This is a genomic window from Catenuloplanes atrovinosus, assembly GCF_031458235.1.
Taxonomy (GTDB): domain Bacteria; phylum Actinomycetota; class Actinomycetes; order Mycobacteriales; family Micromonosporaceae; genus Catenuloplanes; species Catenuloplanes atrovinosus.
Map to the genome: position 1 here is coordinate 352,982 of NZ_JAVDYB010000001.1, position 21,697 is coordinate 374,678.

The 21,697-nt window shown below is 72.7% G+C and carries 19 protein-coding genes; 11 read left to right on the forward strand and 8 right to left on the reverse strand.

The genetic code is table 11. The features are described from left to right. Nucleotides 1-175 precede the first annotated feature (175 nt). Both hemG and hemQ read left to right on the forward strand, forming a co-directional pair. Nucleotides 176-1,651: a protoporphyrinogen oxidase gene (hemG, locus tag J2S41_RS01570; protein WP_310362029.1), complete on the forward strand. Its 1,476-nt coding sequence runs from the start codon at nt 176-178 to the stop codon at nt 1,649-1,651. After that, on the forward strand, nt 1,648-2,349 hold the full coding sequence (hemQ, locus tag J2S41_RS01575; RefSeq protein ID WP_310362032.1) for a hydrogen peroxide-dependent heme synthase: 702 nt from the start codon (nt 1,648-1,650) through the stop codon (nt 2,347-2,349). The genes hemG and hemQ overlap by 4 nt, the downstream gene beginning before the upstream one ends. 53 nt (nt 2,350-2,402) lie before the next feature. Here hemQ and J2S41_RS01580 read toward each other — a convergent pair whose 3' ends face one another. From J2S41_RS01580 to J2S41_RS01595, 4 genes are all read right to left on the reverse strand, one after another. Then, nucleotides 2,403-3,416, reverse strand: a complete 1,014-nt coding sequence (locus tag J2S41_RS01580) for a pectate lyase family protein (RefSeq protein ID WP_310362034.1) — start codon at nt 3,414-3,416, stop codon at nt 2,403-2,405. 1,419 nt (nt 3,417-4,835) lie between these two features. Further along, complete coding sequence (locus J2S41_RS01585) at nt 4,836-5,699, reverse strand: transglutaminase family protein (RefSeq protein ID WP_310362037.1); 864 nt, start codon at nt 5,697-5,699, stop codon at nt 4,836-4,838. Nucleotides 5,700-5,741: 42 nt separating this feature from the next. Further along, nucleotides 5,742-6,740: a FecCD family ABC transporter permease gene (locus tag J2S41_RS01590; RefSeq protein ID WP_310362039.1), complete on the reverse strand. Its 999-nt coding sequence runs from the start codon at nt 6,738-6,740 to the stop codon at nt 5,742-5,744. Continuing rightward, nucleotides 6,740-7,729, reverse strand: a complete 990-nt coding sequence (locus tag J2S41_RS01595) for a FecCD family ABC transporter permease (protein ID WP_310362041.1) — start codon at nt 7,727-7,729, stop codon at nt 6,740-6,742. Before J2S41_RS01595 ends, J2S41_RS01590 begins: the two co-directional genes overlap by 1 nt. Nucleotides 7,730-7,817: 88 nt before the next feature. Between J2S41_RS01595 and J2S41_RS01600 the strand changes: the two genes are divergently transcribed. The 4 genes from J2S41_RS01600 (at nt 7,818) to J2S41_RS01615 (ending at nt 13,262) form a co-directional block, all read left to right on the forward strand. Further along, a complete protein-coding gene (locus J2S41_RS01600; RefSeq protein ID WP_310362044.1) occupies nt 7,818-8,861 on the forward strand; it encodes an ABC transporter substrate-binding protein in 1,044 nt (347 codons plus the stop codon). A gap of 62 nt (nt 8,862-8,923) precedes the next feature. Then, a complete protein-coding gene (locus J2S41_RS01605) occupies nt 8,924-9,202 on the forward strand; it encodes an isoamylase early set domain-containing protein (RefSeq protein ID WP_310362045.1) in 279 nt (92 codons plus the stop codon). Nucleotides 9,203-9,277: 75 nt separating this feature from the next. After that, nucleotides 9,278-10,279 carry a glucose-6-phosphate dehydrogenase (coenzyme-F420) gene (fgd, locus tag J2S41_RS01610; protein WP_310362046.1) on the forward strand — a complete coding sequence of 334 codons (1,002 nt, stop codon included), beginning with the start codon at nt 9,278-9,280 and terminating at the stop codon, nt 10,277-10,279. A 187-nt stretch (nt 10,280-10,466) separates the two neighbouring features. After that, nucleotides 10,467-13,262, forward strand: a complete 2,796-nt coding sequence (locus J2S41_RS01615; RefSeq protein ID WP_310362047.1) for an EAL domain-containing protein — start codon at nt 10,467-10,469, stop codon at nt 13,260-13,262. On the opposite strand, the gene msrB is transcribed toward J2S41_RS01615, so the two are convergent. Beyond that, the gene (msrB, locus tag J2S41_RS01620) at nt 13,259-13,669 is read right to left on the reverse strand and encodes a peptide-methionine (R)-S-oxide reductase MsrB (protein WP_310362048.1); all 411 of its coding nucleotides are present in this window, start codon (nt 13,667-13,669) and stop codon (nt 13,259-13,261) included. The two genes, J2S41_RS01615 and msrB, sit on opposite strands and share 4 nt — an antisense overlap. A 192-nt stretch (nt 13,670-13,861) precedes the next feature. Here msrB and J2S41_RS01625 point away from each other — a divergent pair, with 192 nt between their 5' ends. The 3 genes from J2S41_RS01625 to J2S41_RS01635 all read left to right on the forward strand — a co-directional run bounded on the left by J2S41_RS01625 (nt 13,862) and on the right by J2S41_RS01635 (nt 16,232). Further along, a complete protein-coding gene (locus J2S41_RS01625; RefSeq protein WP_310362050.1) occupies nt 13,862-14,521 on the forward strand; it encodes a chaplin family protein in 660 nt (219 codons plus the stop codon). A gap of 61 nt (nt 14,522-14,582) precedes the next feature. Beyond that, entirely contained in the window at nt 14,583-15,593 is a 1,011-nt protein-coding gene (gene ligD / locus J2S41_RS01630; protein WP_310362052.1) for a non-homologous end-joining DNA ligase, read from the forward strand. A gap of 195 nt (nt 15,594-15,788) precedes the next feature. Next, complete coding sequence (locus tag J2S41_RS01635; protein WP_310362055.1) at nt 15,789-16,232, forward strand: potassium channel family protein; 444 nt, start codon at nt 15,789-15,791, stop codon at nt 16,230-16,232. Here J2S41_RS01635 and J2S41_RS01640 read toward each other — a convergent pair. Continuing rightward, the gene (locus J2S41_RS01640) at nt 16,183-17,748 is read right to left on the reverse strand and encodes an alpha/beta hydrolase (protein ID WP_374728101.1); all 1,566 of its coding nucleotides are present in this window, start codon (nt 17,746-17,748) and stop codon (nt 16,183-16,185) included. The genes J2S41_RS01635 and J2S41_RS01640 overlap by 50 nt on opposite strands. Nucleotides 17,749-17,849: 101 nt before the next feature. On the opposite strand from J2S41_RS01640, the gene J2S41_RS01645 reads away from it, so the two are divergent. Beyond that, nucleotides 17,850-18,773 (forward strand): AEC family transporter, encoded by a 924-nt coding sequence (locus J2S41_RS01645; protein ID WP_310362057.1) that lies wholly within the window; start codon nt 17,850-17,852, stop codon nt 18,771-18,773. Beyond that, nucleotides 18,770-19,423: a hypothetical protein gene (locus J2S41_RS01650; RefSeq protein ID WP_310362061.1), complete on the forward strand. Its 654-nt coding sequence runs from the start codon at nt 18,770-18,772 to the stop codon at nt 19,421-19,423. Before J2S41_RS01645 ends, J2S41_RS01650 begins: the two co-directional genes overlap by 4 nt. A gap of 3 nt (nt 19,424-19,426) precedes the next feature. Here J2S41_RS01650 and J2S41_RS01655 read toward each other — a convergent pair whose 3' ends face one another. Beyond that, nucleotides 19,427-20,494: an ATP-dependent DNA ligase gene (locus tag J2S41_RS01655; RefSeq protein WP_310362063.1), complete on the reverse strand. Its 1,068-nt coding sequence runs from the start codon at nt 20,492-20,494 to the stop codon at nt 19,427-19,429. Nucleotides 20,495-20,524: 30 nt separating this feature from the next. After that, nucleotides 20,525-21,634: an endonuclease/exonuclease/phosphatase family protein gene (locus J2S41_RS01660; RefSeq protein WP_310362065.1), complete on the reverse strand. Its 1,110-nt coding sequence runs from the start codon at nt 21,632-21,634 to the stop codon at nt 20,525-20,527. Between the last annotated feature and the right edge of the window lie 63 nt (nt 21,635-21,697).

A 21,697-nucleotide genomic window follows, 5' to 3' on the forward strand; every position in this document is an offset into this window, starting at 1 on the left:
GGGCTGGAGACGCGGAGGTGGTGCCCGGCAGGGTGGAGGCATGGTCGGCGAGAGAGATGTCCTCACCAGCGCGGCGGTCCGCCGCTGCGGATCGGCTCGGGCGGGCCGAAGGCCACGGGGGAGATGGGTCACCCGGCCCGGTGCGCGAGGGACCGGAGGTGGCAGGCTGGGGTGCATGGGCAACGAGCGGGTCGCGGTGGTCGGAGGCGGCATCGCCGGGCTGGCGGCGGCGCTGCGGCTGCGGGAGCGGCTGGGGCCGGACGCGTCGATCACGATCTTCGAGCGGGACGCGGCGCTCGGCGGCAAGCTGCGCACCGGGGAGCTGGCGGGCGGCGTCCAGGAGCTGGGTGCGGAGACGTTCCTGGCCGGCGATCCGGCCGGCGGCGAGTCGGCCGCGGTGTCGCTGGTGCGGCGGGTCGGCCTGGGCGATCGGCTGGTGCATCCGGGCACCACGCAGGCCGCGCTGGTGATCGGCGGCGCGCTGACCGACATCCCGGGCGGGACGCTGATGGGCGTGCCGGAGGACCCGGCGCGGGTGGCGTCCGTGGCTCGCGTGGCGGAGGGGCGCGACCCCGACCGGGGCGGCCCGCTGCTGGGCGACGGCGAGGACGTGGCGATCGGCGCGCTGACCCGGCGCCGGTTCGGCGACGCGGTGGTGGACCGGCTGGTGGACCCGCTCCTCGGCGGGGTCTACGCGGGGCGCGCCGACGAGCTGTCGCTGGACATGACCGTGCCGGGGCTGGCACGCGCCGCGCGGAGCGAGCACACCCTGGCCGGCGCGGTGCGGGTGGCCAAGGCCGCCTCGGCCCGGGCCCGGGCGTCCCGGGGCGGCACCGGCGGGGCCGAGACCGCGACGAGTGCCGCGCCGCCGATCTTCGCCACGGTCGACGGCGGGCTGAGCCGGCTGGTGGAGGCGGTCGCGGACGCGGCCAAGGCCGAGGTGCGGCTGGGGCTGCCGGTGCGCGCGATCGACCGCACCGCCGACGGGGACTGGGTCCTGACCGTCGGCGCGGCGAACGGCGCCGGCGCGGGCGAGCGGCACCGCGTCGACGCGATCGTGCTGGCGGTGCCGGCGAGGGCCGCCGCGCGGCTGCTGCGGGACGTGGACGCGGCCGTGGCGGAGACGGTCGGCGCGCTGGACTACGCGAGCATCGCGCTGATCAACATGGCGCTCCCCGCGGCGGAGCTGCCGCCGCTGTCCGGGCTGCTGGTCCCCTCGGTCGAGGGGATGCTGATCAAGGCGGCCACATTCTTCGGGGTCAAGTGGCCGCACCTGCGGCGGGTGGACGGGGTGGTGCACGTGCGCGCGTCCGTCGGTCGGCACGGCGAGGAGCATCTGCTCCAGCGGGACGACGCCGACCTGGTCACGGCCGCGCTCGCGGAGCTGTCACGCGTGTTGGGCGCCCCGCTGCCGGCGCCGGCCGACACGGTCGTGCAGCGGTGGGGCGGCGCGCTCCCGCAGTACGCGCCGGGTCACCGCGCGCGGATCACGTCCGCCCGGGAACTGTTGCGGGCCGCGCATCCGACCATCGTGCTGGCGGGTGCGGGCTACGACGGGGTGGGCATCCCGCTCTGCGTGCGGTCGGGTGAGGCGGCGGCGGACGAGCTGGCGGCCACGATTCAGGTCGATGGGAATAGGGAGAGGGCATGAGCGAGCAGACCAACGCGTCGCGGATCAAGGAGCTGAACGCGACGATCCGGTACACGATGTGGTCGGTCTTCAAGGCCGAGTCGCCGCTGCCGGCGCTGCGCGACGATCTGACCGCGGAGGTGGACGCGCTCTTCGAGCAGCTGGAGGCGAAGGGTGTGGCGATCCGCGGCACGTACGACGTGTCCGGCCTGCGCGCGGACGCCGACCTGATGATCTGGTGGCACGCGGAGACCAGCGACGCGCTCCAGGAGGCGTACTCGCTGTTCCGCCGCACCGCGCTCGGCCGGCACCTGAGCCCGGTCTGGTCGCAGATGGCGCTGCACCGGCCCGCCGAGTTCAACCGCAGCCACATCCCGGCGTTCCTGGCCGGCGAGGAGGCGCGGCCGTACCTGTGCGTCTACCCGTTCGTGCGCTCCTACGAGTGGTACCTGCTGCCCGACGAGGAGCGGCGGGACCTGCTGCGCGAGCACGGGCAGATGGCGCGCGGCTACCCGGACGTGCGGGCGAACACGGTCGCCTCGTTCGCGCTCGGCGACTACGAGTGGATGCTGGCGTTCGAGGCGGACGAGCTGCACCGGATCGTCGACCTGATGCGTGATCTGCGCGCGTCCGGCGCCCGGCGGCACGTCCGCGAGGAGGTGCCGTTCTTCACCGGCCGCCGCCGGACGGTCGCGGAGATCGCGGTGTCCCTGCCGTAACGCATGGATCAGGGGGTACGAGCGGGTCGCCCGTACCCCCTGAGGGTCTTGACTCAGATCTTGCCGGTGCCGGCCTGCGCGGTGACGATCGACTTCACCGAGCTGGCCGCGTCGCAGCTGTACGAGTAGGGGATGGAGGCGACGCTTCCACCGGTCTGGCCGGAGCCGGAGTTGACCATGTGGTTGTTGCGCGCGACCAGCGAGCCCTCGTCCGACGAGCCCTCACCCAGGTGGTACGGGTCCTCGACGTTCTCGAAGTAGTTGCACTCCACGAGCACGCCCGCGTTCTCCGTGGACGCGACGCCGTACGACCCGACGTTGCTGTAGTAGTTGTTGAACACGTGCACCGGGTTGCCGAAGCGGACCCGCGGGTTCCGCTGGTTGGTGCCGTCGAACCAGTTGTGGTGGTAGGTCACGCGCAGCCGGCCCGTGTCCTCACCGGCGTTGTCGTCACTGTGCCCGAGCAGCATGTTCTTGTCGTGGTCGTGGCTGTGCACGTAGGACACGGTGATGAAGTCGCTGCTCCGCTTGATGTCCAGCAACCCGTCGTAGCCCTCGGCCATGTCGAGGTGGTCCAGCCACACGTTCGTCGAGTACTGCACGTTGATCGAGTCGTCGCTCGCGTTCCGGAAGTTCAGGTTCTGAATGATCACGTTGCGCGCGTTGGCGATGTTCAGCCCGCCGCCGGTGATCGTCGCGTTGGCCCCGACACCACGGATCGTCTTGTTCGAGGCGACCTTCTGCATGCCGCTGATGGTGATCGTTCCGGACACGTTGATGACCGCGGCGCTGCTCGATTGCATCGCGCTGATCAGGGCGGACGCGGTGGTGACGGTGACCGGGGCGGCGCTGCCGCCGCCGGTGGTGCCGCCGTTCTGCGTCGCCCAGCCGACCAGGGCGGGAGCCGCGAGGGTACCCGTGCCGGCGTTGGCCTGCGACACCTCGCCCGCGTTGGCGACCGCGCCCATGCCGGCCACGAGCGCGACGGCGGTGAGGCCGGCGCCGATCGTGAGCGGCAGGGTGCGGCGCCGCGGGATGCGGTGCCGAGCCGGAGCGTTGTCCTGCATGTGCCGTTCCTCCTTCGGTGGGGCGTCCGCGGTGGACATCCCTCGACGGGAGGCGGTGACCCTGGTCGGCCGTGGGCGCGGCCGGTCCGGGCGTGCTGTTGCGATAGGGCCACCGCCTGACGCGGCCGGGGCTTCTGCCCGCCCCGGCATCGCGTCGTGGGGCGATACGTCGGATTCCGAAGCCACGGCCGATGACCGGTCGCGTTAACGACTCCGAAACCTTCTGGCCCCACGGTAGGCAGCCGCAACGAAAGGGGTCAATGCACTGGATTTGCAGATTTATTGCGCCGAATTCGGGCAAACAAGGATGGCCGGTGCGCGATTGATTCGTGATGCGCCCGGTTCCGTCCGGTTTCAGCCTAGCGCCCCAAGGCTGGCTTTGCAGTTGATGCGCGTCGATATGTGCAAGCGGCCTGCCGAACGCGCTCAACAGGGCGTCCTGCGGCCACGTTCCTGCCCGGAAAACCCAAGTTCTTGATCTTCCCGCTACCGGCGGCTCAGGAACCGCATGCTCCCGCGGGCACCGGTCGTCGCTGGCGCTCCTCCCTGCCGGTCCCGGCGCCAAGCCCGAAAAGCCAACCCTCGCCACGCTCCGCACGGAGTGGCCGGGGATGTGGCGGTTGGTGGAGAGGAAACACTGGTCTGAGCGGCTGCGGTCGCGGACTTCGGCGTGACGGCAGCGCTGGCGCGGCGGTGGGCACCAGGCCGCGTGACGCGTGTGTCGCGGCCTCCGGGCGCGCCCGAGGGCTCGCCGTGGATCCGGCGGTGGAGGAAGCGTGTGGTGGCGCTGACCGGGACCACTCTGCTGAACCGGGCGTGTCGATCGGCGTCGTGAGCGGTGGGCCCGGGTACGGCGATGTCCGGCGGTCGCGTGGTCGCGCCGATGCCGGGCGGGCCGCATGGTGGCGCGGGCATCTGGCGGCTCAGAGGCCCATCGTGAACGCTGTGGCGACATCCGGCGGAATCGTGACCAGGCCGGCGACCGGCGGCCCGGGCCGGTACCGGGGCGGGCGCAGCGGAGAGCCGGATCCGAGCATCACGGCGGGCGGCGGGAAGCGGATCCGAGTACCGCGGCGGGAAGCGGAACTGAGTACCGCGGCGGGAAGCGGCGGGAGCGGAACTGAGTACCGCGGCGGGAAGCGGAACCGAGCGCCGCGGCGGGCTGCGGCGGGAGCGGAACCGAGTGCCGCGGCGGGCTGCGGCGGGAGCGGAACCGAGTGCCGCGGCGGGCTGCGGCGGGAGCGGAGCCGAGTGCCGCGGCGGCTGCGGCGGGAGCGGAGCCGAGTGCCGCGGCGGCTGCGGCGGGAACGGAGCCGAGTGCCGCGGCGGCTGCGGCGGGAACGGAGCCGAGTGCCGCGGCGGCTGCGGCGGGAGCGGAGCCGAGTGCCGCGGCGGCTGCGGCGGGAATTGGAAGCCGGGCTACGCGCGGTCGAGGACGTGGACCGTTTGGGAGGACGTGAGGCGGCCGCCCGGGGCACCGACGTAGGTTCCTGACGTCGGGGGGATGTCGGCGTAGTCGCGGCCGGTGGCGACCGTGATGTAGGCGTTGCCGGCGCGACGGTCGTTACAGGGGTCGAAGGCCAGGGCGACCGCGCCGGTGGCGGCCGGGACGATCGTCTCGACCCAGGCGTGGGTGGCGCCCTCGCCGATCAGGTGGCCGGAGACGTAGCGGGCCGGGATGCCGGCGGTGCGGCATACGGCCAGCATGACGTGCGCGTAATCCTGGCAGACGCCGGCGCCCAGGGCGAGCGCCTCCGCGGCGGTGGTACGCACGCCGGTGGCGCCGGGGCGGTAGACCAGCGAGCGCCGGACCGCGTGGTTGATCGCCTCGACGGCGGCGACCGGGTCGGCGAGGGGCGCGATGCCGCGCAGGGCGGAGCGGGCCAGGTCACGGACCCGGTCGTCGGCGGTGGTCAGGTGGGTGGGGCGGAGCAGGAGGGGGTCGTGCAGCGCGGTGGCGGGCAGCCGTCCGGGGCCCTCGGACCGTACCCGGGAAAGCTCTGCGACCAGCCGGAACTCCAGCGACGAGGATACCGACGGCACCAGCACGCGCAGCACGGAGTTGCCCGCGCGATCGTGGCGGCTGCGGCGGGGCACCCGGACGGCGGGGCCGTCGGCGAGGTGCACGGAGAGGCGGTGCCGGCGGCGGTGCTGGTCGCCGTGGTGCAGGCGGGGTACGCAGATCAGCCGCTGGCGCACCGAGGTGACCGGGCTGTCGTAGTCGTAGCGGAACGTCTGCTCCACCCGGTACGTCACCCGGTCCGCGTCGTCGAGGTCGGACATCGAGCCTCACTCCCGAGGGGTCGGCGGGGAGATCAGCATAGGTCACGAACGGCGGCCCCCACGCTGGACGATCAGGAGGATCACCAGGTACACGCCGCCGAAGACGCTGGTCACGATGCCGACCGGGAGCTGTACCTGCAGCGCGTGCTGGGCCGCGAAGTCGGACGCGACCGTGAGCAGCCCGCCGGTGACCGCGGCCGGGAGCACGTTCGGGCCGGGGTTGCGGGTGAGCCGGCGGGCCAGGTGCGGCGCGGCCAGCGCCACGAACGGGATCGGACCGGCCATCGCGGCGGCGGCCGAGACCAGCAGGATCGCGGCGAGCAGCGGCACCAGGCGGGTGGCGAGCACGCCGACGCCGAGCGCGGTGGCGGTGTCGTCGCCGAGTTCCAGCATGGACATCCGGCGGTTGTAGAGCAGGACCACCGGCAGCAGCACGGCCAGCGCCACCGCCACCAGCGTCACGTGGTCCCAGCCGCGCCCGGAGACGTTGCCGACCTGCCAGGCGACCGCGCGCTGCGCGTCGCCGAACGTGGCGCGGGTGATCAGGTAGCCGTTGAACGCCATCAGGACGGTGGAGATGCCGACGCCGACCAGCACCAGGCGGTACCCGTTGAGTCCGTGCCGGCCGACCAGCGCCAGGATGAGCAGCGCGGTGGCGAGCCCGCCGGCGGCCGCGCCGATCGACGTGCCGACCGTGCCGCTCGCGGTGAGCAGGATGGCCGCGATGCCGCCGGTGGCCGCGCCCTGCGAGAAGCCGATCATGTCGGGGCTGCCGAGTTGGTTGCGGCTGAGGCTCTGCATGACCGCGCCGGCCACGCCGAGCCCGGCACCGGCCAGCGTCGCGACCAGCAGGCGCGGCAGCCGCAGCGTGTTGACCACGAACTCCGCGGCCGGCGGCGCGTCGCCGGTGACCGCGAGCAGGACGTCGCCGATCGGCACCCGGAAGTCGCCGGTGGTCATCGTGAAGCCGGCCATGACGATCAACGTCACGAACAGGCCGGCGGTCACCAGGACGGCGCGGAGCGGGATTCGGAGCCGCATCAGAGGTGCACCACCCGGCGCGCGCGGACGATGGCGATGAACACGATCCCCCCGATGACGTCCATGACGATGCCGACCTGGAGTTCACCGGGCCGGGCCAGCACACGGCCGAGCACGTCCGCGCCGAGCAGCACCACCGGTGCCAGCAGCATGCTGTACGGCAGCACCCACCGCTGATCGGGCCCGGTGAACGCGCGGACCAGGTGCGGCACCATCAGCCCGACGAACGCGAGCGGCCCGCATGCGGCGGTGGCGGCGCCGCACAGCACGGTGACCGCGACCAGCGCCAGGACCCGCGTGCCGGCGACGCCGGCGCCGAGCGCGCGGGCGGTGTCGTCGCCGAGCGCGAGCGCGTTGAGGCTGTGCGCCAGGAGCAGGCTGAGCGCGATGCCGGCCGCGAAGAACGGCGCCAGCTTCCACAGCGTGCCGGCCTCCCGGTTGGCCAGCGAGCCGACCACCCAGAAGCGCATCTGGTCCAGCGCGCCGCGGTCCGCGAGTTGCAGCGCCTGCACCACACCGGCCAGTGCGAACTGGACCGCGACGCCGGCCAGCGCGAGCCGCGCCGGGTTGGTGCCGCCGCGCCCGGCGCTGGCGCTGTAGACGACCAGCATCGCGAGCACGGACCCGGCGAACGCGAACCAGACGTACCCGGCCGGCGAGGTGACGCCGAAGATCGTGATCGCCAGCACCACGCCGGCGGCGGCGCCGAGGTTGACGCCGAAGATGCCGGGGTCGGCGAGCGGGTTGCGGGTGAGCGTCTGCATGAGCGCGCCGGACAGGCCGAGCGCGGCGCCGGCGATCAGCCCGAGCAGGGTGCGCGGAATGCGCAGCTCACGAACGGTGAGCACGTCGTCCGGGTCGCCACCGCCGCCCAGCGCCGCGAGCACATCGCCGAGCGGGATGACACGGCTGCCGACCGCGATGCTGAGCGCCACGGTGATCAGCAGCAACACGACGACGAGCAGGAGGCCGGCCAGGCGTTTTCCCACCAATGACTCCCTGTTCGAGGTGCGGGGCAGAGCGATCATAAACACCCTGACTTCCCGGTTAACTGAGGGAAGGCTAGCCTTACCTCCCATGCGATACGACCTTGGTGCCCGTGCCTCGCGCCGTGGCCTCCTGACCGGAGCCCTCGGCCTCGGCGCCACCGCCGTTCTCGCCGCCTGTGGCGGCTCCGATGACGAGACCCCGTCCGCGTCCGGCAGCTCCGCCGCCGCGGGCCCTTTCACATACACCGACGGCCGCGGCCGGCCGATCTCGCTGCCCAAGACGCCGACCAAGATCGTTGCCCAGGTCGGCGCCGCCGCCGCGCTCTGGGACTTCGGCGTCCGCCCGATCGGCATCTTCGGTCCGTCCACGAAGGCCGACGGCACGCAGGACCCGCAGTCCGGCAGCATCGACCTCAAGGCCGTGACCTCCGTCGGCAACGTGTACGGCGAGTTCAACATCGAGAAGTACCTCTCGCTCTCGCCGGAGCTGCTGATCGCCGGCATGTACGACCCGAAGCTGCTCTGGTACGTACCGGAGGAGTCCGAGGCCCAGATCGAGCAGATCGCCCCGACGCTCGGCGTGCAGCTGACCGCGGTCGACCTGGTCAAGGCGATCGGCCTCTACGAGGAGCTGGCCGGCAAGCTCGGCGCGAACCTCGGCACGCCGGAGCTGGCCGCCGCGAAGGCCGCGTTCCAGGCCGCGGACGAGGCCGTGAAGACCGCCGGTGCCGCCGCGACCGCCGCGGGCCTGCGCGTCGCCGCGTTCTCCGGCAGCAAGGACGTGCTGTACATGTCGGTGCCGAAGTACAGCCCCGACCTGTCGCACTACCTGGCGCAGGGTGTGCCGCTGACCGTGCCGGCCAAGCCGGACGGCCCGGACGCCTGGTGGGAGTCGCTGAGCTGGGAGAACGCGGCGAAGTACCCGATCGACGTGATCCTCTACGACGCGCGCACGCAGGCGCTGCCGCACACCGAGCTGGTCAAGACGCAGCCCGCCTTCGCCGCGCTCCCCGCGGTGAAGGCCGGCCAGATCATCGACTGGTTCTCCGAGGCGCAGTACAGCTACCAGGGCTACACGCCGCAGCTGACCAACCTGGCCGCCAAGCTCCCCACGTTCAAGAAGGTCGCCTAATTTCGTACCCCCGTCTGGCTCGTTGATCTCTTAAAGACCGGGCCAGGCGGGGGAGCGGACGCGTGATCAAGCGAAGCAGGCTGTTCGGCGGCAAGACCAGGGTCACGTTCTGCCTGCCCGCGGACCATCCCGGCGGCACGGTCAGCGTGGTCGGCTGTTTCAACGGCTGGGAGCCGGGAAGGCATGAGCTGGTGCCGCGACGCAACGGCATCCGCACCGTCAGCCTGCCGCTCGGGCCCGGCCGCTACCACTTCCGCTACCTCGCGACCGGTGGTGTCTGGCTCGACGACGAGGGCGCGGACGCGGTCATCGACGGCCTGGGCTGCCGCCTGGATCTGTGACGTTCGCTCCGCCGCCCCATGGAAGGGCGGAGCGTGGGGCAAGATCGAGGCTGACGGCCCGACAAGGAGAGCGTGATGGTGCGGTTCGGATACAAGGCCTCCGCCGAGCAGTTCAGCCCCACGGAACTGCTCGACTTCACTGTCCAGGCGGAGGAGTCCGGCTTCGACTCCGTCTTCATCAGCGACCACCTCCAGCCGTGGCGGCACACGCACGGCCACGCGCCGGCCGCGCTGCCCTGGCTGGGCGCCGCGCTGGCGCGCACCAGCCGGGTCGCGATCGGCACCAGCGTGCTGACGCCGACGTTTCGCTACCACCCGGCGATGGTCGCGCAGGCGTTCGCGACGCTCGGCCTGATCGCGCCGGGCCGGGTCATCCTGGGCGTGGGCAGCGGCGAGTCGCTGAACGAGGTGCCGCTCGGCACGGTCTGGCCGGAGCCGAAGGAGCGCTTCGCCCGGCTCAAGGAGGCGGTCACGCTGATCAAGCAGCTGTGGGCCGAGGACCGGGTCGACTTCGAGGGCACGTTCTACCGGACCGAGAAGGCGACCGTCTACGACAAGCCGGAGACGCCGGTGCCGCTCTACATCGGAGCGTCCGGCCCGGCCGCCACCCGGCTGGCCGGCCGCGTGGCGGACGGCTTCATCACCACCAGCGGCAAGGGCCACGACCTCTACACCGGTACGCTGCTGCCCGCGCTGACCGAGGGGGCCGGCAAGGCCGGTCGTACCCTCGGCGATCTCGATCTGATGATCGAGGTCAAGGTGTCGTTCGACCACGACGCCGAGCGCGCGCTCAACGACACGCACCACTGGGCCGCGCTCGCGCTGTCGCCGGAGGAGAAGACCGGCGTGGAGGACCCGATCGAGATGGAGCGGCTGGCCGACGCGCTGCCGGTGGAGCGCTCCGCGAAGCGGTTCATCGTCTCCACCGATCCGGACGAGCACGTTGCCCGCATCCAGGAATACATCGACATGGGATTCACGCACCTCGTCTTCCACGGCCCCGGCCCTGACCAGGCGCGTTTCATCGACGTGTACGGCAAGGAGATCCTTCCGCGACTGCGCGCCGGGAATTCCTAGTTACTCCTTCCGGGGCGGAGGGAGACCACGGTCACCCGCCGTCCCGCTAGGGTGACTCCTGCACCTATGGCGCGCGCTTCGCGACGGCGCAGGGATGCACGGTCGGGCGAGCGGCCGTGCCGTCGACCGTGAAGGCCGCCCGACGGCAAGGAGGCCTGCACAGGTGTCGGGAGCTCGCACCCTGGGCGTGTTGTCGCCCTTTCTCGGCGGTTGGTACTACGGCGGTCTGCTGCGCGGCGTGTCCCGCGTCGTGACCCACGACGGCGGGGACCTCATCGCCGTGCAGACCCTGGACGCGGGGACGGACCAGGTCGAGGTGACCGCGCCGGCCACGATGGCCGGACGGATCGCCTGGCGGGCCGCGGACGGCTTCGTCGTCGTGATCAACGCGGTCCCGGACGGGTACGTCGCCGCGCTGCGGCGGACCGGGAAGCCGGTGGTGGCGGTCAGCCGTTCCTATCCCGGCGCCGGCCTGGTCCGCCCGGACAACCGCACCGGCGTGCGCGCCGCGATCGGGCACCTGATCCGGCACGGGCACACCCGGATCGCGTTCGCCGGCTACTTCGGCGCGGCGGACGTGTGCGAACGGCACGCCGCCTACGTGGAGGCGATGCACGCGCACGGGCTGGACATCGACCCGGAACTCCGCTTCGACGTGCCGGACAACCAGGCGACCGGCGGCCGGGACGCGGCCCGCCAGCTGCTCGCGGCCGGCGTGCCGTCCACCGCGATCGTGCTCGGCACGGACGCGAACGCGCTCGGCCTGATGGACGCGCTGCGCGCCGCCGGCCTCCGCACCCCCCGCGACCAGGCCGTGATCGGCTTCGACGACCGGCAGGCGGCGTCCTACACGGCGCCGCGACTGACCAGCGTGGAGCAGCCGATGGAGTCGGTCGGCGCGGCGGCCGCGGAGATGCTGCTGCGGCGGCTGGCCGGCGGCCCGGCCCCGGCGCGCGTGGAGGTGCCGACCCGGCTGGTGGTCCGCGAGTCGTGCGGGTGCACGCCGGGCAGCCGCGTGCTGGACGGCCCGCCGCTGCCCGAGGAGGTGCTCGCGGCCGTGTCCGCGCCGCCCGCGCCGGGATCGCTGCGCGGGCTGGTCGGCATGCTGGCCGAGCCGGGCCGGCCGCGGGAACTGCTGGAGGCCGCGCACCGGGTGCACGCGCGGGCGTCCGGTGACCCGTCCGCGCTGCTGCTGGAGCTGATGGAGGCGCAGGGACGCGCCCAGTTCGAGGAGCAGGAACACCTGCAACGGGTGATCAGCACGCAGTACGAGGTGAGCCTCGACCTGCTGCGCAGCCACCACAAGGACCCGCGCGCGCTGGGCTGGCTGGGCCGCACCGGCGTGGTGGCCGGCGCGCTCGGCATCTGGCGCGAGCACGGCGAGACCGTGGAGATCGCCGGCGTCTTCGCGCCCGCCGACCCGGCCGCGTCCGCGCAGGTCGGGCGCGTGGTGCCGATCGACGAGTTCCCGCCGGAGCCGCTGCGCCGGCTGGCGGACGCGCACCCGGACCGGACCGTGTTCGTGGTGCCGGTCAAGGTCGGCGACGGCGACTGGGGCGTGCTCGCGGTGGTCGACTCGATCGACGACCGGGTCGCCACCGGACGCGAGCCGCTGAGCCAGTGGGCCGCGCTGCTCACCGTGGCGCTGGAGCACGAGGAACTGGTGGCGCGGCTGCGCGCGCGGGAGGACGAGCTGGAGCGGGCCGCGCTCTACGACCACCTGACCGGGCTGCCGAACCGGACGCACTTCCTGGAGCGGCTGCGCGAGGCGATGGACCGCCGCGACTGCCACGGCGTGCTCTTCTTCGACCTGGACGGGTTCAAGCGGGTCAACGACGTGCACGGGCACGACATCGGGGACGAACTGCTGGTCAGGGTGGCCGAGCGGCTCCGCGGCGAGCTGCGGGACCACGACGTGGCGGCCCGGTTCGGCGGCGACGAGTTCCTGGTGCTGCTGGACGGCGTGGAGCATCCGAGCCTGATGGTGCAGGTGGCGAAGCGCATGCAGCAGGCGGTGTCGCGGCCGTACCGGCTGGACGGCGTGGACGACGAGGTGGTGATCGGCACGACCGTCGGCGTCTGCATCGGCGCGGAGCACTACACGGACGCGCAGCAGCTGCTCCGCGACGCGGACGCCGCGATGCTCACCGGCAAGGCGCGCGGCAAGGGCCAGGTGGTGTCGTTCACGCTCTCCATGCACACCCGGTTCAAGGACCGGCAGCGGCTGGAGAAGGAGCTGCGCGACGCCTTCCACGCCCGGCGGTACCGGGTGTTCTACCAGCCCATCGTGGACCTGCGGACCCGGCGCACGGTCGCGTTCGAGGCGCTGCTGCGCTGGCTGCACCCGCAGCGCGGGCTGCTCGACGCGCAGGAGTGGATCCAGCTCGCGGAGGACAGCGGCACGCTGGACGCGATCTGCGTGCGCACGATCAGCGAGGTGACCACGCAGGTGGAGGACTGGCGCGCCGCGGGCGACCCGGCCGGCGACGTCGCGCTGCGGTACAACGTGGGCGCCAGCCAGTTCTTCCACAAGAACCTGATCGAGGACGTCGAGGCCTGCCTGACGTACCACCACGTGGAGCCGGACCGGTTCGCGATCGAGGTGACGGAGAACGTGCTGATGCTGGACCCGGAGGCCGCGGTGACCGTGCTGGACGGCATCCACGCGATCGGCGCCGAGGTGCACCTGGACGACTTCGGCAGCGGTTACTCGTCGCTGGAGCTGCTGCCCCGGCTGCCGATCGACGCGCTCAAGATCGACCGGTCGTTCGTGTCCCGGATGACGCTGGACCCGAAGGCGGACGACATGGTCGACTCGATCGTCCGGCTCGGCCGGAATCTGGGGCTCGGGCTGATCGCGGAGGGCGTGCAGACGGAGGAGCAGCGCGCGATGCTGCTGGACCTCGGCTGCCACCTCGGCCAGGGCTACCTGTTCTCACCCGCGGTGCCGGCCGACCGGGCCGGCACCGTGATGTCGTTCTAGCTCGCCTTCGGCTCCAGGCGGACCGAGATCGAGTTGACGCAGTGGCGCGTGTTCCGTGGGGTGAAGCCCTCGCCGCGGAACACGTGACCCAGGTGTGAGCCGCAGTTCGAGCAACGGATCTCGGTGCGGAGCATGCCGAGCGACCGGTCCTCGATCTCCACGACCGTGCCCGGGATCGCGTCGTCGAACGACGGCCAGCCGCAGTTGCTGTCGAACTTGGTGTCGCTGCTGAACAGCTCCTGGCCGCAGGCGCGGCAGTGGTAGACGCCCTCGGTCTTGGTGTTGACGTACTCACCCGTCCACGGGGCCTCGGTGCCCGCCTGGCGGAGCACCCGGAACTCCTGCGGGTTGAGGCGGACCCGCCACTCCTCCTCGGTGGTGGGCAGGGCGCTCTTCTCGATGGTCATGTCTCCACGGTAGTCCGGCCGTCCGCCGCCGCCAGTGTCCTCTCCCTCACCTTGAGCGTTAGGGGTGGAGTGCGCGTGTTGGTCCCTTTTGCCCCTGAGAGCCGGTAGGCTTCGGGGGCAAAAGGGTCTTTAACCGTTTATACCCACATAAGCCTCACCCGCCACCCTTGAGGAGAACACAGCGTGACGAGCATGAAACGGCGCATCATCGCGGCGGCGACGCTGCCGGCCGCCGGGTTCACCATGTTCGCGGCCGCGCTCGCGCTGGGCGCCCAGCCGGCGAGCGCGGCACCGGACGACACCAACGGCATCGCCAACGGCGCCGCGGTGCGCCTTCCGATCAACGCGCCGGTCAACGTCTGCGGCATCGCGGCCGGCATCCTCGGCGACGCCACCGCCAAGTGCGCCGCCGCGCGCGTCGCGCCCACCCCGGGCTACGGCGGCGAGGGCCCGGACCGCGGGCAGCCGGGCTACGGCACCCCGTCGCCGGGCGGCCCGGGCGCGGAGACGCCGCCGGAGACGCCGCAGGCCCCGGAGAGCCCGGAGACGCCGGAGAGCCCGGAGGCCCCCGAGACGCCGTCGGAGTTCCCGACGCCGACGCCGTCCGGCTCCGTGCCGACCGCCGGCCAGCAGGAGGTGCCGCCGACCGGTGGCGTCTTGGCCGGCTCGCCGGAGGCCCCGGTCCCGACCGGCCGGGTGCAGGGCGCGGAGGGCGAGGAGACCCCGCCGAGCGGGGAACTCCCGATCACCGGCCTGCCGCTCGCCGGGCTTCTCGGCGCGGGCGCGCTGGTCACCGCCGGCGGCGCAGCGCTGCTCTACACCGGCCGGCACCGCCGCCGCTTCGAGAGCTGACCCGCTGCCCCGGGGGTCGCTACGGCCCCCGGGCGGCGTCTCGTCGCGTAGGGTCGCGACCATGGCGTCGAAAGCCGAGGAGATCGAGGTCGCCGGCCGGGCCGTGCGGCTGACCAGTCCCGACAAGGTCTACTTCCCCCGCCGCGGGTTCACCAAGCGGGACGTCTTCGAGTACTACCTCGCCGTCGGCGACGGCATCATGCGCGCGCTGCGCGGCCGGCCGACCACGCTGCAACGCTTCCCCGACGGCATCGAGGGGGAGATGTTCTTCCAGAAGCGGGTGCCCGCCCGCGGCGTACCCCCGTGGATCGAGACCGCGACGATCACGTTCCCGAGCGGCCGGGGCGCCGAGGAGCTCTGCCCCGCCGATCTCGCGCACGTGGCCTGGGCGGCGCAGATGGGCACCATCGTCTTCCATCCGTGGCCGGTCCGCGGCACGCACGTGGACTCGCCAGACGAGCTGCGCATCGACCTCGACCCGCAGCCCGGCACCGACTTCGCGGACGCGGTCGAGGTGGCCGGCACGGTCCGCGAGGTGCTCGCCGAACTGGGCGCCACCGGTCACCCGAAGACCTCCGGCGGACGCGGCGTCCACGTCTACGTGCGGATCGCGCCGCGCTGGTCGTTCGTGGAGGTGCGCCGCGCCGCCATCGCGCTCGCCCGCGAGGTCGAGGCCCGGCGCCCGGACCTGGCCACCACCAACTGGTGGAAGGAGGAACGCGGCACGAAGGTCTTCCTCGACTACAACCAGATGGCCCGCGACCGCACCATCGCCTGCGCCTACAGCCTGCGCGCCAACGCCCGCGCCACCGTCTCCACGCCGGTCACCTGGGACGAGCTGCCGGACGTCGAGCCGGACGACTTCGACCTCCGCACGGTCCCGCCGCGCCTCGCGAAGCTCGGCGACCCGCACGCCGCGATCGACGACGACGCCTTCGACATCACGCCGCTGCTGGAGTGGGCCGCGCGCGACGACCGGGGCGACCTGCCGTACCCGCCGGAATATCCCAAGATGCCGGGCGAGCCGATGCGTGTCCAGCCGTCGCGGGCCAAGAAGCCCAAGGACGAATGACTTCCCGCTTCCGGCGTGGTCCGGCCCGCATGCTCGGCGCGGGCACCGGTCGTCGCCGGCGCTCCTCCCTGCCGGTTCCGCGGTGGAGCACGGTCGCGCCACCCACCGCCCCGGCGCACCGGCGGCGCCGATCCGCGCCCGCGCATACCGGAAAAGCCGACTTGCGCGGGCGGCCCGCGGAGTGACCATGGTCTGATGCTGACCCTGTTGCTGGCGCCGTTCCGGCTGGTCTACCGCGGGCTCGTCTACCTCGCCAACTCACCCAGCACGCTGATGGGCTCGTACCTGGGCCTGATCATCATCTGCGGCGCGCTCTACAGCCACTTCGAGCGGGCGAGCATCGGCGACTCGATCTGGTGGGCGGTGGTCACCGCGTCCACGGTCGGGTACGGCGACATCTCGCCCGAGTCGTGGCCGGCCCGGGCGATGGCCGCGCTGCTCATCTCCGTGATGGTGCTGCTGGTCATCCCGCTGATCACGGCGCACTTCGCCAGCAAGCTGATCGTGGACGCGGACGCGTTCCGGCACGAGGAGCAGGAGGAGATCAAGAACAACCTGCGCGCGATCCGGGAGCTGCTGGAGACCCGGCTCAGCCAGCCGGGCAGCGCAGATCCTTCGCCGGCACCGTCAGATCGATGAGGTAGCCGTCGACCGCCCGCGTGATGCACCGCGTGTTCGGGTACGCGGTGTGGCCCTCGCCCTCCCAGGTCAGCACCTGCCCGGTGCCGAGCATGCCGGCCAGCACCGCGGTCTGCTCGTACGGTGTGGCCGGGTCGCCCACCGTGCCCACCACCACGATCGGCGGCGCGCCCTGCGCGGCCCCGGTCGGGTACGGGTCCCGCGCGCCCGGCCAGAACGCGCAGCCGAGCATGCCCAGCGCCAGCGGCGGGCCGAACAGCGGGTACTTCTTCTCCCAGTCCCGCTGCAGCGTGCGTACCTGCTCCGGGGTCACCCGCTCGTCGCTGTCCGCGCAGTTCACGGCCAGCAGCGCGTCCGCCTGGTTGTCGTACTCGCCCTGGTCGGTGCGGCTGGTGTACGTGTCAGCCAGCTCCAGGACCGGGTCCGGCCGCCCGTCCCGCAGCTCGCCGAGCGCCTTGCCCAGCTCCGGCCAGTACAGCTCCGTGTAGAGCGCCGCCACCGCCGCGTAGAAGATCCACCCGGCCGTCACCTCGCGGCCGTCCGCGCCGCGCAGCGGGGTGGCGCGCGCCCTGTCCAGCAGCTCGGTCAGCGTGCCCCGCGCGTCCGGCGCGATCGGGCACTGCCCGGGCGTCGCCGCGCACCAGGTGGCGAAGTTGTCGAACGCGCGCTCGAAGCCCTTCGCCTGCGACTCCGAACCGGCCACCATGCCCTGCATCGGGTCGACCGCGCCGTCCAGCACCATCGCGCGGATGTTCTGCGGGAACAGCTGCGCGTACGTGGCCCCGAGCAGCGTGCCGTACGAGTAGCCCAGGTAGGTCAGCTTCTCGTCGCCGACCGCGGTGCGGATCGCGTCGATGTCGCGGGCCGCCTGCTCGGTGGAGAACAGCGGCAGGTCCGCCCCGTACCGGGCGCCGCACTCCTCGCCGATCCGCTTGTTCAGCGCCACGATCTCGTCGAACTCGGCCTGCGACTCCGGGTCCGGCTCGGAGCCGTAGCTGGCGTCCAGGTCCGCGTCGGAGATGCACTTCACCGGCGAGGAGCGGGACACGCCGCGCGGGTCGAACCCGATCACGTCGAACCGCTCCAGGATCTCGGTCGGCAGCCCCTGCACCTGCGGGCCGAACGACAGGTACGCCGCGGTGTCGATGCCGGACCCGCCCGGGCCGCCCGGGTTGATCAGGAGCGAGCCGATCCGGTCCCGCTGCTCGGTGGAGCGCACGCGCATCAGCGCCAGCTCGAACGTCTGGCCGTTGGACGGGTTGTTCCAGTCCTTCGGCACCTGGATCGTGGTGCAGTCGTAGCGGGTGCGCGGCGCCTTCTGCCCGTAGAGCTGCTGCGGGATCTCGGCGCAACTGCGCCAGGTCAGGTCCTGCGTGCTCGGCCCGCCGCCGCCGGGGCCGGGCCCACCGGCCGCGCTGGTGTCCCCACCCGGTGAGAAGACCGGCAGCGAGCAGCCGGACACCGCCAGCATCGTGGCGACCAGCGCGACGACCGCGCGGTGAGGTGTACGGAACACTCGGACATCCTTCTCGACGAGGCGGCGGGGACGCATCGAGGTTATCCGGTCCGGCGGTCCCGGGTCGGCCGTGACGGCGGTCACCAGGGATGATCGTGGGAATGGGCGCGGTACTCGGCGGTTTCGCGGCGATCTGGGTGATCGCCACGCTGGGTTACCTGCTCGCCCGCGGCCGGGTCCTCGGCGAGCACGCGCCGGCGGTGCTGGGCCGGCTGGTCTTCTTCGTCGCCACGCCCGCGCTGCTGTTCGTCACGCTCAGCCGCACCAGCCTGGACCGGATCGTCACCGGCGCGCTGCTGGTCTTCGTGGCCGGCACGGTGCTGGTGGCGCTGATCTACACGCTGATCGCGCGGCTGGTCTGGCGGCGCGGCACGGGCCGGACCACGATCGGCGCGCTCGGCGCGTCCTATGTCAACGCGGCGAACCTGGGGCTGCCGATCGCGGCGTACGTGCTCGGTGACGTGTCGCTGGTGGTACCGGTGCTGCTGTTCCAGGTCCTGCTCGCGGCGCCGTTCGCGCTGACCGTGCTGGACCTGGCCAGCGGGCAGGGCCGGCCGTCGCTCACGTCGCTGGCGCTGCTGCCGGCCCGCAACCCGATCATGGTGGCGTCCGCGGCCGGCATCGCGGTCGCCGCGTCCGGGTGGACTCCGCCCGCGCTGCTGCTGGAGCCGTTCGAGCTGGTCGGGGCCGCGGCGGTGCCGGCCGCGCTGCTGGCCTTCGGCATGTCGCTGCCGGGCGCGCGGCCGCTGCTGCCCGGGCCGGACGCGCCGGACCGCTACCTGGCGGTGGCGCTGAAGGTGATCGTGCAGCCGCTGCTGGCGTACCTGATCGGGCGGTTCCTGTTCCGGCTGGACGACGCCGCGCTGTTCGCGGCCGTGGTGACGTCCGCGCTGCCGGCGGCGCAGAACGTGTTCGTCTTCGCGCTGCGCTACCGCGAGTCGGAGACGCTGGCCCGGGACGTGGTGATGCTCTCCACGCTCGCGTCCCCACTCACCATGATCGTCGCGGCGGTGTTCCTCACGTGAGTGGACGACGGGTTCCGCCCGCGTACCGGGCGGACGACGACATCCCCGGGTGGATCCGCTATCCGGCGCGGGCGATCGCGCTGCTCGTGGTGGTGCCGATCCGTTTCGTCTGGGAACTCCTCCGGCATACCGGCCGCTTGATCGGCGCCGCGGTCGCCTGGGCCGGCGTCTACCTGCTCTGGCTGCCGCTGCGCTGGCTCTGGCTGCACCTGTTCTGGCTGCCGCTGCGCTGGACGTGGCTGACCCTGCTCCGGCCCCCGCTGAGCCGGCTCGTCCGCTACCTGGTGATCATCCCGGTGGTCACGGTGATCTACCGTCCGCTGCGCCGGCTCGCGCTGGCGCTGCGCCCGGTCGCGGTGGCGGTGCTGAGCGCGCTGTGGCACGTCCTCCACCGCTGGTTCCTGCGCCCGGCCGGCCGCGCGATCGCCTGGGTGTGGCGGGTGCTGGCGGACGCGCTGGCGTGGGCGTGGCGGCACTCCGCGGTCCCGCTGGGCCGCGGCATCGCCTGGCTGTGGCGGCACACCGTGGTGCCGGTGGCGCGGGCCGTGGCCGCCGTCTGGGCGCACACGGTCACGCCGGTGTGGCGCCGGCTGCGCGACGAGATCTGGCGTCCGGCCCGGGAATTCCTCCGTGAGCTGGGCGGCCGCTGAGCGTCAGCGCGTGCCCAGCACGTCCGCCAGGTGGAAGCGCACCGGCCGTTCGAGCTGCTCGTAGGTGCAGGTCAGCGGGTCCCGGTCCGGGCGCCAGCGCTCGAACTGCGCGGTGTGCCGGAAGCGGACGCCCTCCATGTAGTCGTACCGAACCTCGACCACGCGCTCCGGCCGCAGCGGCGTGAACGACAGGTCCTTGCCCGCGTTCCACCGGCTCTGCTCGTTGCGGCGCGGCGTGCGCTCGCCCTGCTCGTGCGCGGCCCAGTTCCACGGGTGCCCGTCGAAGCCGGTGACCAGCGGCTGCAACTCGTGGAACAGCTCCTGGCGGCGGGCCATCGGGAAGGAGCCGATCACGCCGACCGAGACCAGCGTGCCACGCTCGTCGTAGAGGCCGAGCAGCAGCGAGCCGATCCGGTCGTCGCCGGACTTGTGCAGGCGGTAGCCGGCCACCACGCAGTCGGCCGTGCGCTTGTGCTTGATCTTCGTCATCACGCGCTTGTCCGGCTGGTACGTCAGCTCCGGCCCCTTGGCGATCAGCCCGTCCAGCCCCGCGCCCTCGAACTCGGCGAACCAGCGCCGCGCGGTCTCCAGGTCGTCCGTGATCGGCGTGAGGTGGACCGGCGCCTCCGCCTCGGCCAGCGCCGCCTCCAGCCGGCGCCGCCGCTCCGCGAACGGCAGCTCGGTCAGGTCCTCGTCGCCGAGCGCCAGCAGGTCGAACGCCACGAAGCTGGCCGGCGTCTCGGTGGAGAGCAGCTTCACCCGGCTGGCCGCGGGGTGGATGCGCTGCTGCAGCGCCTCGAAGTCGAGCGTGTTCCGGGCGGTGTCCGCGACGATTATCTCGCCGTCGATCACGGCGCGGTCCGGGAAGTTCGCCAGGACCGCGTCCACCACCTCCGGGAAGTAGCGCGTCATCGGCTTCTCGTTGCGGCTGCCGATCTCGACCTCGGCGCCGTCCCGGAAGATGATCGACCGGAACCCGTCCCACTTCGGCTCGTAGAGCTGCCCGGTGGGGATCTCGCTTATCGGCTTGGCGAGCATCGGCGCGACCGGCGGCATCAGCGGAAGATCCATGGGCTATGCATACACCCTGATCACGTTCGGTTAAAGGGACACGTCCGCGAAGATCGCGGCGTGATCGGAGCCGGCGTGCACGGCCGCGGTCATCGTGTCGTAGATGGGCCACAACCTCCCGTTCCGCCCGCCCCAGACACCGCGCCGGAGGATGCCGCCGCCGGTGCACGCGTCCCACAGCGGCGGCGAGAGCAGCACGTAGTCCAGCTTGTTGCGCGCGGTGCAGGAGCCGTAGGTGCCGGGCCGGCCGTCGTCGTCGAAGCCGGGGTGCGTGGAGACGTCGCGCAGGTCCGTACCGGAGAGCAGCGGTTCCAGCGGCTCGCTGTCCGGCGTGTCGTTCAGGTCGCCGACCACCGCCACGTGGTCGATCCCGCGCGCGACCAGGTCGGCGTAGATGGCGGCGACTCGGGCCGCCTGCCGCCGGCGGATCGCGTCGGAGGCCACCTTCCCGCCGTACCCCTTGGACTTGAAGTGGTTGACCAGCAGCGCGACCGTGGTGCCGGACGGCGTGGCGACGTGGTACTCGGCGCAGTCCCGGCTGAAGACGCGGCCGACCTCGTCCACGTCGTCGACGTGACTGCGCTGCGCGATCAGCGGGTAGTCCGCGGTGGAGAGCATGCCCACGTCGATGCCGCGCTCGTCGTTGCCGTCGACCACCATGACGTGCGGGTAGATCGGGCGGCGGCCGTCCACCAGGCCGGCGTCCGCGAACCGCTTGAGCGCCAGCCGGGACTCCGCCTCCACCACGCCGACCAGGTCGGCGCGCAGGTCCCGCAGGACGCGGGCGGTGTTGGCCAGCGCCACCTCGTCGCAGCGCTCGGTGGTCAGCTCGACCCAGCCGATCCAGTCGGCGCGCCCGCCGGCCACCACGTGCACGGAGCCGTCGCGGGAGCGGCGCAGCAGCCGGCCCCGGTTCTGGCGCAGCCGCGCGTAGCGGGCCGCGTCGCCGTTGCGCAGGCCGAGCCGCTGGAGTTCGCGGAGGATGCCGCGCTGGATCTCCTCGGTGTAGACCGGCTCCTCCAGCAGCGCGGTCACCGCCTCGAACGCCTCCAGCACGGGACGCCCGGCGGCCCAGTTGCGCGGATCCAGCGCGCGGGCACGATTGAACAGATTCTCGACGTTGTAGGCGGCGATTCGCATCGGGCCCCCTGTCCGAACGATCAAGGTCCTGAGCGGCAGATTGTCGGCAATGGACATCCATAG